General features: G+C 63.6%; 13 protein-coding genes. 6 read left to right on the top strand and 7 right to left on the bottom strand.

The features are described from left to right. The first annotated feature begins 30 nt into the window (after nt 1-30). Nucleotides 31-1,617, top strand: a complete 1,587-nt coding sequence (locus tag ACYG9V_RS06040; RefSeq protein WP_023700458.1) for an FGGY-family carbohydrate kinase — start codon at nt 31-33, stop codon at nt 1,615-1,617. Between the two features lie 54 nt (nt 1,618-1,671). Here ACYG9V_RS06040 and ACYG9V_RS06045 read toward each other — a convergent pair whose 3' ends face one another. The 7 genes from ACYG9V_RS06045 to ACYG9V_RS06075 form a co-directional block, all read right to left on the bottom strand. Further along, nucleotides 1,672-2,766 (bottom strand): ABC transporter ATP-binding protein, encoded by a 1,095-nt coding sequence (locus ACYG9V_RS06045; protein ID WP_023700457.1) that lies wholly within the window; start codon nt 2,764-2,766, stop codon nt 1,672-1,674. A 2-nt stretch (nt 2,767-2,768) separates the two neighbouring features. After that, nucleotides 2,769-3,815 carry an NAD(P)-dependent alcohol dehydrogenase gene (locus tag ACYG9V_RS06050; protein WP_023700456.1) on the bottom strand — a complete coding sequence of 349 codons (1,047 nt, stop codon included), beginning with the start codon at nt 3,813-3,815 and terminating at the stop codon, nt 2,769-2,771. 15 nt (nt 3,816-3,830) lie between these two features. Beyond that, nucleotides 3,831-4,643: a carbohydrate ABC transporter permease gene (locus ACYG9V_RS06055; RefSeq protein WP_023671259.1), complete on the bottom strand. Its 813-nt coding sequence runs from the start codon at nt 4,641-4,643 to the stop codon at nt 3,831-3,833. 11 nt (nt 4,644-4,654) lie between these two features. After that, entirely contained in the window at nt 4,655-5,521 is an 867-nt protein-coding gene (locus ACYG9V_RS06060; RefSeq protein ID WP_023700455.1) for a carbohydrate ABC transporter permease, read from the bottom strand. 97 nt (nt 5,522-5,618) lie between these two features. Further along, nucleotides 5,619-6,890 (bottom strand): ABC transporter substrate-binding protein, encoded by a 1,272-nt coding sequence (locus tag ACYG9V_RS06065; RefSeq protein WP_050485738.1) that lies wholly within the window; start codon nt 6,888-6,890, stop codon nt 5,619-5,621. A 229-nt stretch (nt 6,891-7,119) separates the two neighbouring features. Further along, nucleotides 7,120-8,037 (bottom strand): AraC family transcriptional regulator, encoded by a 918-nt coding sequence (locus tag ACYG9V_RS06070; protein ID WP_023671262.1) that lies wholly within the window; start codon nt 8,035-8,037, stop codon nt 7,120-7,122. Between the two features lie 94 nt (nt 8,038-8,131). Beyond that, the gene (locus ACYG9V_RS06075; protein ID WP_023742274.1) at nt 8,132-8,941 is read right to left on the bottom strand and encodes a helix-turn-helix transcriptional regulator; all 810 of its coding nucleotides are present in this window, start codon (nt 8,939-8,941) and stop codon (nt 8,132-8,134) included. A 113-nt stretch (nt 8,942-9,054) separates the two neighbouring features. Here ACYG9V_RS06075 and ACYG9V_RS06080 point away from each other — a divergent pair, with 113 nt between their 5' ends. From ACYG9V_RS06080 to ACYG9V_RS06100, 5 genes are all read left to right on the top strand, one after another. Continuing rightward, entirely contained in the window at nt 9,055-10,191 is a 1,137-nt protein-coding gene (locus ACYG9V_RS06080) for an ABC transporter ATP-binding protein (RefSeq protein WP_023700452.1), read from the top strand. Beyond that, complete coding sequence (locus tag ACYG9V_RS06085) at nt 10,172-11,335, top strand: ABC transporter substrate-binding protein (RefSeq protein ID WP_023806249.1); 1,164 nt, start codon at nt 10,172-10,174, stop codon at nt 11,333-11,335. The genes ACYG9V_RS06080 and ACYG9V_RS06085 overlap by 20 nt, the downstream gene beginning before the upstream one ends. A gap of 62 nt (nt 11,336-11,397) precedes the next feature. Then, on the top strand, nt 11,398-12,261 hold the full coding sequence (locus tag ACYG9V_RS06090) for an ABC transporter permease (RefSeq protein WP_023806248.1): 864 nt from the start codon (nt 11,398-11,400) through the stop codon (nt 12,259-12,261). Next, the gene (locus ACYG9V_RS06095) at nt 12,261-13,073 is read left to right on the top strand and encodes an ABC transporter permease (RefSeq protein WP_023671267.1); all 813 of its coding nucleotides are present in this window, start codon (nt 12,261-12,263) and stop codon (nt 13,071-13,073) included. The genes ACYG9V_RS06090 and ACYG9V_RS06095 overlap by 1 nt, the downstream gene beginning before the upstream one ends. A 28-nt stretch (nt 13,074-13,101) precedes the next feature. Further along, nucleotides 13,102-13,863 (top strand): SDR family NAD(P)-dependent oxidoreductase, encoded by a 762-nt coding sequence (locus tag ACYG9V_RS06100; protein WP_023806247.1) that lies wholly within the window; start codon nt 13,102-13,104, stop codon nt 13,861-13,863. The last annotated feature ends 30 nt before the right edge of the window (nt 13,864-13,893 follow it).

Raw genomic sequence — 13,893 nt, forward strand, 5'->3', positions numbered from 1 at the left:
CCGGCTCTAGGGAGCGAGAGTAAAAGCATCTTGACGAAAAGCTTCGTTTGCGCGGTCGATGTCGGCACCGGGAGCGCCCGCGCGGGCATTCTCGATACGTCAGGCACCTTGCTCGGCCGCGCCGAGCATCCGATCGTCATGAACCAGCCGCAGGCCGATCACGCCGAGCACAATTCGCAGGATATCTGGTCGGCTGTGTGCATCGCGGTGCGTGCCGCGCGCGAAAAGGCCGGTGTGTCAGCCGACGATATTGTCGGCATGTCGTTCGACGCCACCTGCTCGCTGGTGGTGCTGGACAGGAATGCCGGCCAGCTCAGCGTCTCGGTGACGGGCGAACGGCGCTGGGACACCATCGTCTGGCTCGACCATCGCGCCATCGCCGAGGCAGATGAATGCACCGATAGCGGCCACGCCGTACTCGACTATATCGGTGGCGTCATGTCGCCGGAAATGGCGACGCCGAAGCTGATGTGGCTGAAGCGCAATCTGCCGGGAACTTGGCATGAAGCCGGCTACCTATTCGACCTCACCGATTTCCTGACCTGGAAGGCGACCGGGTCGCTGGCGCGCTCGCAATGCACGCTGACCGCCAAATGGACCTATCTGGCGCATGAGGAAACCGGCTGGCGCCGGGACTTCTTCGACAGGGTCGGGCTTGGCGATCTGTTCGAACACGGCAGCCTGCCGGAGAAGGCAAGTGCTGTCGGCGCCGACATCGGTACGCTCACCCCTGAAGCGGCGGCGGAGTTGGGCTTGAGCGAAAACTGTCGGGTCGGCGCCGGCGTCATCGATGCCTATGCCGGCGCGCTTGGCGTGCTCGGCGGCTTTGCTGGCGACGAGCAGAATATCGGCCGCCATCTGGCATTGATCGCCGGCACCTCGTCCTGCGTCATGGCCATGTCGCCCGATCCGCAGCCTTTCGCCGGCGTCTGGGGTCCATACTATGGCGCCGCACTGCCAAAGCTCTGGCTGTCGGAAGGCGGCCAGTCGGCTACCGGGGCTTTGCTCGACCACATCATCCGCTGGCATGGCGCCGGCGGCGAGCCGGATGCGGCCATGCATGCCAAGATCGCCAGGCGCGTCGCTGAACTGCGCAGCACCGAAGGCGACAAGCTGGCGGCGAGGTTGCATGTGCTGCCGGATTTCCACGGCAACCGCTCGCCGCTTGCCGACCCGCATGCCGTCGGCGTGGTCAGCGGGCTGACGCTGGATTCCTCCTTCGACAGTCTGTGCAAGCTGTATTGGCGCACCGCCGTCGGCATCGCGCTCGGCGTGCGCCATGTGCTGGAGGCGCTGAACGAGAACGGCTATCTCATCGACACGCTGCATGTCACCGGCGGCCACACCAAGAACCCGTTGCTGATGGAGCTCTATGCCGACGCCACCGGCTGCGCGGTGATCGAGCCGCTGGCCGACGAAGCCGTTCTGCTCGGCACCGGCATGGTCGCCGCCACTGCCGCTGGCCTGTTCCCGGACCTGAATGCCGCCTGCGTCGCCATGCAGCAAGGCGGCAGGGCGCGCACCTCGAACCCGACCGCGTCAGGCCGCTTCGACCGCGACTACAGGATCTTCCTCGAAATGCACCGCCAGCGGCAGGCGCTCGACGCCATCAACTAGAGCAATTCCAGGAAAAGCGTGAAACGGTTTTCCGTCCGGAATTGCGTACCAAATCTAGGCCTCCTCTCGCCGGCGCAAGGATGCGCCGGTCGCCGCGTCGAACAGATGCACGCTCTCCTCCTCGAATGTGTAGCGCACAGGCGCGCGCAACGCCGGGCATTCGCGGGCCGATACCAACGCGCCGACCTCCTTGCCGCCGCAGGCGAACGTCACCAGCGCGTCATTGCCGTGGAACTCGATGAGGTCGGCGGTGCCTTGCAGAAGATTGATGCTCTGAGCACCGGCGGTCTTCAGGTCCGGCGGTCGGATTCCAAGCACGGCGCGATGGACGCCGCGCAGATCGAAGCCCAGGCCTTCTATGAAGAAGGTCGAGCCGCCGCCTGTCAGCGTCCAGCGTTCGTCCTTCCGCCCGACGGCCACGTCGATGAAATTCATGTTCGGCGTACCGATGAAGCCGGCGACGAACAGATTGCCCGGCTGGCGATAGATCTCGGCCGGCGAGCCGATCTGTTCGATGACGCCATCCCTGAGCAGCACTATCCGGTCGGCCAGCGTCATCGCTTCGAGCTGGTCGTGGGTGACATAGACGGTAGTGGTCTTCAGCGACTGGTGCAGGCGGGCGATTTCGACCCGCATATGGTTGCGAAGTTTGGCGTCGAGATTCGACAGCGGCTCGTCGAACAGGAACACTTTCGGCGTCTTGATCATGGCGCGCGCAATCGCCACGCGCTGCTGCTGGCCGCCGGAAAGTTCGGTCGGCTTGCGGGCGAGGTAAGGTTCGAGGCCGAGCGTCGTTGCCACCGCCTCGACCCGCTTCCGGATCTCGGCCGGGGGCACTTTCTGTCGCTTGAGCCCAAAGGCGATATTGTCGAAGATCGTCATATGCGGGTAGAGCGCATAGTTCTGGAAAACCATGGCAATGCCGCGCTCGCCGGGCTCGAGATCGTTGACCACTTTGCCGCCGATCGACACTTCCCCGCCGCTGATATCCTCCAGTCCGGCCAGCATCCTGAGCAAGGTCGACTTGCCGCAGCCGGACGGGCCGAGGAATACGACGAATTCGTGCTCCTCGATCGAGAGATTGAGGTCTCGGATGACGGTAGTGGCGCCGTAAGCCTTGTCGACATGGGAGCAAACGATCGCGGACATGGTCAGCCCTTCTCGCCGGTAAGAAGGATTTGCAGCTTGACGTCTTGCGGCTTGCCTTGCGCCGCCCGCTCGAAGGCCTCGATGCTGTCCGAGAAATCATAAGTGCCGGTGATCAGCGGCTTGAGGTCGACCTTCCCCGAGGCGATCAGCTGCAGCGCGCGGTCGAAGATGTTGGCGTAACGGAACACCGTCTCGATGCGCACTTCCTTGGAGATCGCCGCCGGAACGTTGAGGCTGACCGGTTCGACCGGCAGTCCGACCAGCACCACCGCGCCGCCCGGCCGCACGACATCGAACAGGTCGGAGAATGCCTTCGGGCTGCCGCTCGCCTCGAACACGATATCCGCGCCCCAATTGTCGGTCGCGGCGGAGACTGCGTCGACCAGCGATTGCTCACCTATATTGACCGGCACGATGCCGGGATATTGCGCGGCAATCTTGAGCTTGGGTGCGGAAAAATCGGAGATCAGCACCTTCGAGCAGCCGCCGGCCAGCGCCGCCAGCGCGATCATGATGCCGATCGGGCCGCAGCCGACGACGACGGCGACGTCGCCAGGCACGATGCGGGCGCGGCGCGCCGCCTGCATGCCGATGGCAAAGGGTTCGACCATCGCGCCTTCGGCGAAGGTGACATTGTCCGGCAGTCTGTAGGTGAAGGCGGCCGGGTGCACGGCATAGGGCGCCAGCACGCCATGCACAGGCGGCGTCGCCCAGAAGGAGACGTCAGGGTCGACATTGTAGATGCCGAGCCTGGTCGCGCGCGACGACAGGTTCGGCACGCCCGGCTCCATGCAGACGCGGTCGCCGACCTTCAGCGTGCCGACATTGGCGCCGATCTCGACGATCGTTCCCGCGGCTTCGTGGCCGAGCACCATCGGGGCCCGCACGACATAGCTGCCGATGGCGCCATGGGTGTAATAGTGCACGTCGCTGCCGCAGACGCCGACCGTGTGGATGGCGATCTTGACATCGCCCGGTCCGACGTCGAGCGGCAGCGCGATCTCGCGCAGCGACAGTTCGCCTTTTTTCTCAAGCACCAGTGCCCGCATAGGTAAGTCCTCGCATCAAGTCTTTTTTTGCCGGAAAACGGAATTCAGGAAGCCGCTGAGCACGCCGAGGAACAGCAGCGGCGGTAGCGACAACAGCACGACCGAGGCGTTGAGGATTCCCCACGGCACGTTCATGCCTTGCTGTGAAAGTTCGGAAGCGACGATCGGCAATGTCTTGGCGTTGGAACTGGACAGCATCAGCGCGATCAGGAATTCGTTCCACACCAGCACGAAGCTGAAGGCGACGGCGCCGATCAGCGAGCGCGCCGCTACCGGCAGCGCAATGCGCCAGAACACCGAGTAAGCGCCGTAGCCGTCGACGAAAGCGGCTTCCTCGATTTCCTTCGGCACGGCCTGGAAGGCGGGAATGGCGAGCCACATGATCACCGAGATGGTGAGCAGCGAATAGGTGACGATCAGCGCCGGCAAGGTGTCGTAGAGCCCGATCTGCAGCCAGATCACCATCAGCGGAATGGCGACCGCCACCGGGGGCAGGAAGCGCAGCGACAACACGAAGAACTGGATGTCGCCAGCGAAGCGATTGGGATAGCGCGCCACCGCATAGGCTGCCGGAAGGCCGAGCATGACGCCGATCAGCACGGCGACGCCGCAGGAAATGACCGAGTTATAGAGACCGGTCATGACGCTGTCGCGGCCGATGATGTAGCTGATATTGTCGAAGGTCGGGGTAAACACCAGGCGCGGCACGCGGGTGATGATGTCGACATTGTTCTTCAGCGAATTGACCGCCGTCCAGGCGAGCGGAAACACCGCCATGAAGCCGGCGAAGGCTAGGATGATCTTGCCGATGAGGCGGCCCGGTCTCATGCGATACGGCCTCATGCCTGCACCCGCTTCCACAGCATGGTGAAGGTGATGACAGTCGCGATCATCATCAGCACCGCCATGGCCGAGGCATAGGACACCTTGCCGGATTCGATGAAGCCTTGCGAGAAGGCGTACATGTCGAGCGTCTCGGTCGCCACGCCCGGCCCGCCGCGCGTCATCACATAAATCAGGTCGAAGGAGCGCAGCGATTCGATCATCTTGACGAACATCAGGCTGATCAGCGGCGCCTTCAGCATAGGCAAGGTCACATAGGCATGGATCTGCCAGCGTTTGGCGTGGTCGAGCCGCGCCGCTTCGATCGGCTGTGGCGGCAAGGTCTCCAGAAGCTTCAGCACGATGACCGCGAAGAACAGTCCCCACTGCCAGACATCGACCGAGGCGACGGCAAACAGGGCAATCGACGGCTTCGACAGCGGGTCGAAGATCAGCCCGCCGGTGATCAGCCTGTAGGGATAGGTGGCGATGCCGTAGAGCGGATGATAGGCAAACTTCCACACGAAGGCCGCCGAGACACGCGGCAACAGCACCGGGATGATGAACAGCAGGCAGTAGATGTTGCGCAGCCGCGGCGACGCTACTTCGAACATCAGCACGCCGAGCCCGATCGCCACCATCATCGTCGCCACCACGGTGACGATTTCCCACTTCACCGAAACCCAGACCGCGTTGAGGAAACGCCGGTCGGCGAACAGGTCGATGAAGTTCGACAGCCAGACCCAGGAATAGTCCGACGAGCTCAGCTCGCGGTTCTGCAGCGCAATGACGATGGCGTACAGCGTCGGCACCATCGACAGCACCAGAAGAATGGCGAGCGTCGGAACCAGAAACGTCACGGGCAGGGAAGAGCGTCGGCGCATTGCCTATCCTCGGGCTGTGCCTTTTTGGAGAGACCCGCGGCGCACAGGTCCCGGCATCCGGTCGAATGCCGTGGACCGCGCGCCGCGGGCGGGAGGATTACTTCTTCTTCACCAGCTCGTTGGCGTAGGCCTCGAGTTCGTCGAGGCCGCCCTTGACGTCGGTGCGCGTGCCGCTGACCAGCTCTTCCAGGATGATGCCCCAGCGGTCGCCGAGATCCGGCCAGCGCGGATCCTGCCAGAAGTTCACCGCCGTCACCTTGCCGGTATCGGCAAGCGCCTGGCCGAGATCGGCGCCATAGATGTCGGCGAACTCCTTGCTGGACAGCACGCTGGTGCGGTTGAGCTCGCCGAATTGGTGCGCGTCGAGCCGGCGCTTCTCGTTCTCCTTCGACGTCGCCCAGGCGATGAACAGGCCGGCGCATTGCTTCGCGGCGTCATCGGCATTGGCCTTGGCGGCGATGGCGAGGCCGTGGCCGTAGCCGCCGCCGGTCAGTGGCGAGGGCGGCGGCAGGAAGCCGATCTTGCCGACCACTTGCGAGGTCTTCGGGTCGACCGCCATGCCCGACAGCGGCGTCGATTCGACCAAGATGGCAACCTGGCCCGACAGGAAGGCGCCGGTCGATTCGTCCCAGCTGCCGGTCTGCGTGCCGGGCGCTGAATCCTTGAACAGTTTAAGATAGGTCTCGGTCGCTTTGACCGCGGCCTCGGAGTTGAAAGCCGGCTTGTCACCGTCGAACCATTTTCCGCCATAGGCCTTGAAGAACGGCATCCAGCGCCAGACATTGGCGCCCGAGCCACGCGCGCCGCGCAGCGCGATGCCGTACATGCCCTTGTCGGGATCGGTCAGCTTCGGCACGTCGGCGATCAACTCGTCCAGCGACTTCGGCGGCTGGATGCCGGCGGCTTCCAGAATGTCCTTGCGGTAGACCATCAGGTCGCCGCCGCCGGTCAGCGGCGCGAACCACACCTTGCCGTCATAGGTGGCGACCTTCTGCCGGCCCGGGTCGAAATCGGCGTAGTCGTAGTCAGCCGGGTAATAGTCGGTGAGCGGCACGATCCATTTCGACGAGGCGAACAGCGCGACATTGGCTTCGTCGACATAGTAGACGTTGTAGTTGCCGACCGTGGACGCATCGGCGCGCGACTTTGCCCGGCGGTCGTTCTCGTTGAGATAGTCGATCTGGAAGCTGGCGCCGGCCAGTTTCTGGAACTCGTCCTTGGACGCTTCCAGCAGCGTCAGCCCGTCACGCGGTTGCGCCAGCACCTTGACCGGCGCCGAGCAGACCGGCGCCGCCAGCGCCATGGTCGAGAGGGTCGTGGTAAGCATGAAAGCTGCGCTTATGCTCGCAGCGAGCCGAATTGGTTTCATTGATTTTCTCCTCCAGGAACAGTCGCAGGAAGCGTAAGTCTTCGGTTGCGCGATCCTCGCCATCGCCCGAGCGACAAGCCACCCATCGCCAAAATGAGGAGTTGCTAAAGGCCGCGCTAGAAGCCCCGTTGCAGCAGACCTGTACTTTTATGCATTGTGCGCTGCAAAATCCGGCCCGCCTGCACGGCCTCTGTCACATGAGTACCGATGGAGTGAGGAAGGCCGGTTTTCAGGCGCGCATCGTCATCCGCTGCTTCGACAGCTTGCGGTAGGATGACGGCGTCATCCGGTGCTTGCGCAGGAAGGCGCGGTTGAAGTTGGAGATGTTCATGTAGCCGACCTGGAAGCAGATGTCGGTGATCGGAATATCGGTGTCCGCCAGCAGCTTGCAGGCTTGCCAGAGCCGGAGCTTGGCGATGTGGTCGCTGAAACTGTTACCGGTGTTTTTCTGGAAGAAGCGCGAAAACGTGCTTTCGCTCATCCCCGCCAGCTCCGCCGCCTCCGGCAGCTTCAGGTCCTCGGCGAAGTGCTGGAAGAGATAGGTCAGCGTGCGCTGGATGATGTCCAGCGAGGTTGCGTCGAGCGCGGGTGAGAAATCCGGCGAGGACAAAAGCTCGTATTCGTCTGTCCTGGCCAGCAGATCGACCAGTTCGAGGAAGAGGCAAAACCGGGCGAGCCCGTGCACGGTGCCCATCCGTTCCATCAGCGCAGCGCCGTCGAGCGCGGCGCGGCCATGGAAGACGATGCCGCGCAGCGATCGCTCCAGGAACGGTTCTAGTTCGCGCAGCTCAGGCAGCAGTCCCGCCGAGCCGCGCAGCCGCTGCGGATCGAATTGCAGCACGATGTCGCGTCCTTCGATCAGCTCGCCGGGTTGCACCGATGTCACCCAGTCATGCGGCAGCCCGCCGCCGACGATGCTCAGGTAGCCCGGCCCGAATTCGCCGATGTGATCGCCGACCAGCGCGACCCCGGAAGACTTCCTCAGGAGATGGATCTCGTATTCCGGATGAAAATTCCAGACATTGCGCTCCCAGGGATAGTCGTCGAGCCGCCACAGGAAACTGTCGCTCGCCTCGGTGACGATGTGCTCGAAAGCCGGCACCGTGCGAGGGATCGCGGCCGTGTTCTTTCTGCGCCTGAATGCCATCGTCTGCTCTCCGGGGCGTATGAGGAAGCGACTGGTTTCGGGCAATCCGTAGCAGTCTGTCGCCCGCAAGTGAACGATGTCTGCCTCAGCGATTTCAACGCCGGCTCTCGATGATCTCAATGAAGCGGGCGAACAGCCCGGCCTGGGATTTGATGCCGAGTTTGCGGTGGATGTTGCGGCGGTGAACCTTCACCGTTCCCGGCACGATGCGCATGGCTCTTGCGATCGACTCGGTGGAATGCCCCTGCAGCACCAGATCGACGACATGCTTTTCGCGCGGGGTCAGCGACAGGCTTTCCCAAATGTGGGCGCGGTCGAACTCGTTGACGGCGGCGATCGTCTCGCCCTGCTCCGCTTCGTCCTGCTCCTCGGCCGAAAGTGCGGGCCAGCGCAACCGGGCGAAGTTGATGACCGCCGGCGCCATGTCGCGCAGCAGCCTGGCATCGGCGGTGCCGAAGGGACCCGAGGCGTGCAATCGCATCAGCGACAGCACCAGGGCATCCTTGCCGGGCAGCGGCACGAAGAAGCCGACCTCCTCGGCCAGCCTTGTCTGGCTATAGTAGGTGCGAAAATACTCGCTGGCATAGAAGCGGTCGGGCGCCAGTTCGCGCATGCGCCAGAACCCCTCCTTGCGCTCCACCGCCGCGTGATGAAATGGGTCGAGAAGATAAGGTCCTTCCTGATAGAGCGTGACGAAGACATGGCTCTCGGCCGGCGAGAAGGTTTCGAACAGCAGCGGCGGTCGCGAGGCGCCGCGGTAACCGAAGATCACACAGTGGTCGAAGCCGACATGCTGGCTCAACCAGCCGACCATTGCCTTGCCGAACAGGTCGCCGCTCGTCTCCCGTGTCGCCGCGACAAGGGCTGCGAGCCGGCTGTATTCGTCGCTGCGGGACGCACTCAATCTATACCCCCTTAAACGAGAAAATAGATCAGATATACCACCAGCGAGGTATATACTAGACGCCATTGGCTCTGGTAGCGTCCTGGAATAGCCCTGTTGCTGGAGCCAGCACTTTGACCGCAGTGCCCGACATCGAGTTTCGCGGCGTCACCAAGCGCTATGGCGCTGTGACCGCCGTCAGCGGCATCGATCTCGCTGTGCCGCCCTCCGCCTTTGTCGCCCTTCTCGGACCGTCCGGCTGCGGCAAGACCACATGCCTGCGCATGATCGGCGGCTTCGAGCAGCCGAGCGAAGGCCAGGTGTTCATCCGTGGCCGGGACATGGCCGGAACGCCGCCCTATCGTCGGCCGGTCAACATGGTGTTCCAGCAATACGCGCTGTTTCCGCATCTCGATGTCGAAGCCAATGTGTCCTACGGGTTGCGCCAGGCACGGCCGCGCCTGTCGTCGCAGGAAATCGGCCGGCGCGCCGGCGAGGCGCTCGAAATGGTGCGGCTCGCCGGCTATGGCCGCCGCAAGATCCACGAACTCTCCGGCGGCCAGCAGCAGCGCGTCGCGCTGGCGCGCGCACTGGTCAACAAGCCGGCCGTGCTGTTGCTCGACGAGCCGCTGGCAGCGCTCGACAAAAAGCTGCGCACCGACATGCAGATCGAGCTGCAGAACCTGCAGCGCGAGATCGGCATCACCTTCGTGCTGGTCACCCACGACCAGGAGGAGGCGCTGTCGATGAGCGACTTCGTCTGCGTCATGAACGGCGGCCGCATCGTACAGCTCGGGCAACCAAGCGAGATCTATGACGAGCCGGCCGACCTGTTCGTCGCCGACTTCGTCGGCAAGACCAATCTGTTGAGCGGCAAGGTTGCCGGGCATACAGGCGATCTTGTCAATGTGGCGCTGGCGGACGGAACCGTCATTGCCGCGCGCAAACGAACCGCCTTGCAGCAGGGCGAGACCGTTTCCGTCAGCCTGCGTCCTGAATCGCTAAGCCTCGGCGCCACCAAAGGCAGCCCTTTCAAGGGCATCGTGCGCAACCGGATCTTCCTGGGCTCGACGGCGGAATACGCCATCGAGGTGCAGGGCATCGGAACGCTGCTGGCCAAGGCCGACCATGTGATCGGCCATGGCAATCTCTTCAAGCCGGGTGAACCCGTCGCCATCGGCTTTGCCTCCGGGACGCCGCTGGCGTTTCCGGAGACCAAGAACAACGGGACCAACCAGAGGGTAGCAAAAAATGTCGAAATCATATCGTGACGGACTGCCGATTAGCCCTGAGAACTTCGTCGACCAGCTGATGCGCCTGAAGCGCGGCTCGATCGGGCGCCGCGATTTCCTCGGCCTCACCGGCCTGGGCATCGCAACCGCGGTGATGGCGCGCGAGCTCGGCATCATGCCGACGCCGGCCTTCGCCGCCGAAAACCTCGGCGACCGCATGTCGATCGCCACCTGGCCGAACTATCACGACCCGCAGACCTTCGAGAATTTCAAGAAGGACACCGGCGTCGCCGTCGAGGTCAACGTGTTCGGCTCCAATGAGGAGATGCTGGCCAAGCTGCAGGCCGGCGCCTCGGGCTGGAGCCTGTTCGTGCCGACCAACTACACGATCTCGACCTACAAGAAGCTCGGCATCATCGATCCGCTCGATATGGCCAAGCTGCCGAATTTCGACGGCTCCCAGGAGGACCCGCGCTTCACCTCGGAAGGCACGATCGACGGCACGACCTACGCGGTGCCGAAGAACTGGGGCACCACGGGCTTTGCCGTCAACACCAAGAAGCTGGCCAAGCCGATGACGAGCTGGAAGGAATTCTGGGACGTCGCCATGGCTGAGGGCGATGGCCGCACCATGGTGCATGACTACCAGCTGACCACCATCGGCAACGCGCTGAAATATTACGGCTATTCCTTCAACTCGCTGAAGCAGGATGAACTCGCCAAGGCCGAGGAGCTGCTGCTCAAGGTCAAGCCGCATCTGTTCGCGGTCTCGTCCGACTACCAGCCGGGCATGCGGGCGGGCGACGCCTGGCTGACCATGTGCTGGACGAATGATGGCGCACAGCTGCATCGCGATATCCCGGAGATCGCCTATGTGCTGGGCAAGGAGGGCGGCGAGATCTGGACCGACTTCTACGCCATCCCGAAGGACGCGCCGAACAAGCCGGCCGGCTATGCCTTGCTCAATTATCTGATGACCCCGGAGGTTGCTGTGAAGGAGCATCTCGCCAACGGCGCGCCCTCGACCGACGCTCGCGTCAACAAGCTGCTGCCCAAGGAAGTGCTCGACAATCCGATCCTTTACCCGGCGGCCGACCTGTTGACACCGCTTGAGTTCGGCGCGGCGGCAACACTGACCGATCCGGGTCGCGCCGAGCTGATGGCGCGCTTCAAGTCGGCTTGAGGCTGGCCTGACGCAAACGGAAAACCGGCGGGCCTAGGTCCGCCGGCATCGGGGCGGTTTCTATGCACGGCAACAGATTTCGGCATAACATCCTGACAGCGCTGCTGCTCGCTCCGGCTACAGCGTGGCTGGTGGTGTTTCTGGTTTTGCCGTTCGTCGCCATTGCCGTGTTCAGCGTCGGCGAGCGGGCGCCGGAGGGCGGCTACCAGGCCGCCTTCACGGTGGCGCAATACGCCAACCTCCCGGCGCGGGCGACCGCTTTCTGGAACACGATGATGCTGGCGCCGGTGGGCGCGCTTGCCTGTCTGCTCGTCGCCTACCCGGTCGCCTACTACCTTGCCCTGAAGGCGCCGGAGCGCTGGCGGCTGATCCTGCTTGCGCTCGTCGTCATTCCGTTCTGGACCAGCCTTTTGATGCGCACCTATGCCTGGATGTACATTCTGGGCGGACGCGGCATTCCCGCACTGCTGGCCTTTGTCGGCATCGAGGATGTCAGGTTGATCAACACGCCGGGCGCCGTGCTGCTCGGTATCGTCTACGGCTATTTGCCCCTCATGATCCTGCCGATCTATGTCAGTCTCGAGCGGCTCGACCGAAGGCTGCTGGAAGCCTCCGCCGATCTCGGCGCGACCTCGCTCTCAACCTTTCTGGGGGTGACGCTGAAGCTGTCGCTGCCGGGCGTGATGACCGGCTTCTCGCTGGTCATGATCCTGCTGCTCGGAGAATACCTGATCCCGACGCTGCTTGGCGGCGGCAAGGTGTTCTTCATCGGCAATGCGCTGGTCGACCTGTTCCTGCAGTCGCGCAACTGGCCGTTCGGATCGGCCATCGCCATCACGCTGGTGGCGGTTTCGGTGGTGGTTCTGATCGCGGCAAACCGCGTTTCGACACGGGTGTCGGGCGCCCGCAGGGTGGATCTGATCTGATGCGCGCCTTCGTCACAGCCGTCTTCGCCTTCCTCTATCTGCCGATTGCGTTGGTCGTGCTGTTTTCCTTCAACGCCGGCCGCCATGCCAGCGAGTTCACCGGCTTTTCGGTGCAGTGGTACGGCACGGCGCTGTCGAACCCGTTCCTGGTCGAGGCGCTGAAGAACAGCCTGTTCATCGCCACCACCAGCGCGCTTCTGGCGGCGGTGTGCGGCACGGCAGCGGCGCTCGGCCTGGCGCGGGTCGGGCTCAGAACCCGCGCCGTCTTCGACGCGCTGATGGGTGCCGCGATTGTCGTTCCCGGCGTCGTCATCGGCATCTCGACGCTCGTCGCGCTGGTCCAGTTGTTTGGCGTGCTCAATCCGTTCCTCGCCTCGATCTGGCCAAACGACCAGCCGCCGCGCCTGTCGCTCGGCTATGGATCAATCATCGCCGCCCATGGCCTGTTTTCGATGGCGCTGGTAACGATGATCGTCGGCACGCGTCTCGCCAGCCTCGACCGCAACCTGGTCGAGGCCTCGAGCGATCTCTACGCCACGCCGCTGACGACGTTTCGCTCGATCGTGCTGCCGCAGATCATGCCGGCGGTGATCGCCGGTTTCCTGCTCGCCTTCACCTTCTCCTTCGACGATTTCATCGTCGCCTTCTTCGTCGCCGGCGCGCAGACGACGCTGCCGATCTATGTCTTCGCCTCGATCCGGCGCGGCGTGACGCCGGAAATCAACGCCATCGCCACCATCGTGCTCGTCGCCTCGGTTCTTCTGGTGGTGCTTGCCCAATGGCAGCTGCGCCAGCGCCAGCCGTCAAACTGAACAAGCCATCCAGCTGAAAGACAAATTCATGATCCTTAGAGACCGCATCGCCGTGGTGACGGGCGCCGGTTCCGGCATCGGCCGCGCCGGCGCCATGATCATGGCCAGGGAAGGCGCTGTGGTGGTCATCGCCGACCGGGATAAGACCAGCGGCGAGACGACAGCGGCGGACATCCGGGCAGTGGGCGGGCAGGCCGAGGCCGTTGTTACCGACGTCTCTGACGACGCCGCGGTCGAGAAGCTCATCACAGGCACTCTCGGCAAGTATGGCCGCATCGACATTCTGCACAATCACGCCGGCATCCAGGTCGGCGGCACGCTGACCGAGGTCGAGGTCGATGGTATGGATACGTCATGGCGCATCAATGTACGGGCGCAGTTTCTGGCCGCGCGGCTGGTCATGCCGGCAATGGTCGCGCAAGGCGGCGGCGTCATCCTCAACACGGCTTCGAATTCGGGCGTCTTCTACGACCGCGAGATGATCGCCTATGCCACGTCCAAACATGCCGTGGTGGCGATGACCAGGCAGATGTCGCTCGACTATGCCCGGCACAATGTGCGCGTCAACGCGCTCTGCCCGGGCTGGGTCGACACGCCTTTCAACGAGCCGTTCATCGCCCAGATGGGCGGACGCGATGCGATCGAAACCTATGTCCGCACCAGGATTCCGATGGGCCGCTGGGCCAGCGCCGAGGAGATCGCCGAAGCGATCCTGTTCCTCGTTTCAGACCGCTCATCCTTCATGACCGGCCAGGCGCTGGTGATCGACGGTGGCGAAAGCATCGGCTGATCCAAGGGCGGCCGGACAGGAGGGGGTTCC

The sequence above is a fragment of the Mesorhizobium sp. W016 genome (assembly GCF_054719485.1).

Bases quoted from the DNA above. Each gene is read 5' to 3' on its own strand.
- ACYG9V_RS06045 (WP_023700457.1), bottom strand. From the start codon at position 2,766: ATGTCCGCGATCGTTTGCTCCCATGTCGACAAGGCTTACGGCGCCACT.
- ACYG9V_RS06050 (WP_023700456.1), bottom strand. From the start codon at position 3,815: ATGCGGGCACTGGTGCTTGAGAAAAAAGGCGAACTGTCGCTGCGCGAG.
- ACYG9V_RS06055 (WP_023671259.1), bottom strand. From the start codon at position 4,643: ATGAGACCGGGCCGCCTCATCGGCAAGATCATCCTAGCCTTCGCCGGC.
- ACYG9V_RS06060 (WP_023700455.1), bottom strand. From the start codon at position 5,521: ATGCGCCGACGCTCTTCCCTGCCCGTGACGTTTCTGGTTCCGACGCTC.
- ACYG9V_RS06065 (WP_050485738.1), bottom strand. From the start codon at position 6,890: ATGAAACCAATTCGGCTCGCTGCGAGCATAAGCGCAGCTTTCATGCTT.
- ACYG9V_RS06070 (WP_023671262.1), bottom strand. From the start codon at position 8,037: ATGGCATTCAGGCGCAGAAAGAACACGGCCGCGATCCCTCGCACGGTG.
- ACYG9V_RS06085 (WP_023806249.1), top strand. From the start codon at position 10,172: ATGTCGAAATCATATCGTGACGGACTGCCGATTAGCCCTGAGAACTTC.
- ACYG9V_RS06090 (WP_023806248.1), top strand. From the start codon at position 11,398: ATGCACGGCAACAGATTTCGGCATAACATCCTGACAGCGCTGCTGCTC.
- ACYG9V_RS06095 (WP_023671267.1), top strand. From the start codon at position 12,261: ATGCGCGCCTTCGTCACAGCCGTCTTCGCCTTCCTCTATCTGCCGATT.
- ACYG9V_RS06100 (WP_023806247.1), top strand. From the start codon at position 13,102: ATGATCCTTAGAGACCGCATCGCCGTGGTGACGGGCGCCGGTTCCGGC.